Genomic DNA, 1287 nt, shown 5'->3' with positions numbered 1-1287 from the left:
CCATTCGTGCAGGTCGGAACTTACCCGACAAGGAATTTCGCTACCTTAGGACCGTTATAGTTACGGCCGCCGTTTACTGGGGCTTCGATCAAGAGCTTCCCTCACCACTAAATGGTTCTAAACTTGATTTTATTCGATCAAGTAAGAGTGAGCGCATCCGTTTGTTTTTCTTTAAACGTTGCTCTCTTTGTCTTGCGCTTTGTTCTGTTGTATATGCTTCATAATAGACTAAACGCCATTGTCGGTGTTTAGTACTTTTATTTTTACCTGTATTATGAGAAACAATGCGTTTTTTTAAATCGCTACTGTAGCCAATATAAAAATAGTTATTTCTTTCTACAGGTTGTATGACATAGACGTAGTACATTGCGTCAAAACCATTTAGTGGTGAGGTAACCCCATCAATTAACCTTCCAGCACCGGGCAGGCGTCACACCCTATACTTCCTCTTGCGAGTTTGCAGAGTGCTGTGTTTTTGATAAACAGTCGCAGCCACCAATTTAATGCTGCCTTCTTCAGCTCCACGAGCAAGTCGCTTCACCTACCAAAGGCGTACCTTCTCCCGAAGTTACGGTACAATTTTGCCTAGTTCCTTCAGCCGAGTTCTCTCAAGCGCCTTAGAATTCTCATCCCACCCACCTGTGTCGGTTTGGGGTACGGGTCGTTATAACCTGAAGCTTAGAGGTTTTTCTTGGAAGTATGGCATCAATCACTTCGTCTTTCACAAGGAAAAACTCGTCATCATGTCTCAGAATTAAGAGTCCGGATTTGCCTAAACTCTCTCCCTACACATTTAAACTTACATATCCAACAGTAAGCTGACCTAGCCTGCTCCGTCACCCCATCGCAGTTATAACAAGTACAGGAATATTAACCTGTTTTCCATCGACTACGCCTTTCGGCCTCGCCTTAGGTCCCGACTAACCCTGCGTCGATTAACGTTGCGCAGGAAACCTTGGGTTTTCGGCGAGGGGGTTTTTCACCCCCTTTATCGTTACTCATGTCAGCATTCGCACTTCTGATACCTCCAGCCAACTTCTCAATTGACCTTCGCAGGCTTACAGAACGCTCCTCTACCACCTCACTTACGTGAGATCCGTAGCTTCGGTACTATGCTTAGCCCCGGTAAATCTTCCGCGCAAACCGACTCGACCAGTGAGCTATTACGCTTTCTTTAAAGGATGGCTGCTTCTAAGCCAACCTCCTGGCTGTCTGGGCAACCCCACATCCTTGCCCACTTAGCTATCATTTGGGGACCTTAGCTGGCGGTCTGGGTTCTTTCCCTCT

At 46.2% G+C, this 1287-nt stretch carries 1 rRNA gene; it reads right to left on the bottom strand.

The features are described 5' to 3' along the window. Window positions 1–1287 (bottom strand): 23S ribosomal RNA (locus P1S59_14455); the annotation flags it as partial.

It is taken from the genome of bacterium, from assembly GCA_029210965.1.
In the GTDB taxonomy this organism is placed as follows: Bacteria; BMS3Abin14; BMS3Abin14; order BMS3Abin14; family BMS3Abin14; genus JALHUC01.
The sequence above is the reverse complement of the archived record's forward strand: the minus strand, read 5'-3'. Positions and strand labels throughout refer to the sequence as shown.